Consider the following 385-nt stretch of genomic DNA (forward strand, 5'->3'; position numbering starts at 1 on the left):
GCTGTCTCCCACTGTGCACCGAATGCGGTGAGATTGGGAACCCCGGCGACCACAACCCGAGCAGATGGGTCGACGGCAAGGATCTCGAGAACGGTAGCAATCACCGACGCTGCCCGAGGCCCTTCGGCCGGTCCCAGGTCGTCAAGAAAGCGGTTGAGCGAGTCGGCCGCTTCAGCGACTGTCAATCCGACGAGAGTCTCATTTAGCCGGGTGCGAAGTGCAGCAAGACTCTGCTCGTCGTGGCCCGGAAGCTCAACGATCTGCTGCTCTACCGATCCCGACGACATGATGAGCACGATAAGGATACGGTCGGTCGACAAACTCACCAATTCGAGGTGACGAATCGTCCCCGTCGTCGCCACCGGGTACTGCATAATCGCTACCT

1 protein-coding gene is annotated in these 385 nt (G+C 60.0%); it reads right to left on the reverse strand.

The window, feature by feature from the left end; genetic code table 11:
• A partial coding sequence (locus RM704_RS44960) for an HrcA family transcriptional regulator (RefSeq protein WP_311593650.1) occupies nt 1–362 on the reverse strand: 362 nt, incomplete at its 3' end.
• Nucleotides 363–385: the final 23 nt, after the last annotated feature.

The sequence above is a fragment of the Streptomyces gottesmaniae genome, assembly GCF_031845845.1.
GTDB lineage: Bacteria > Actinomycetota > Actinomycetes > Streptomycetales > Streptomycetaceae > Streptomyces > Streptomyces akebiae.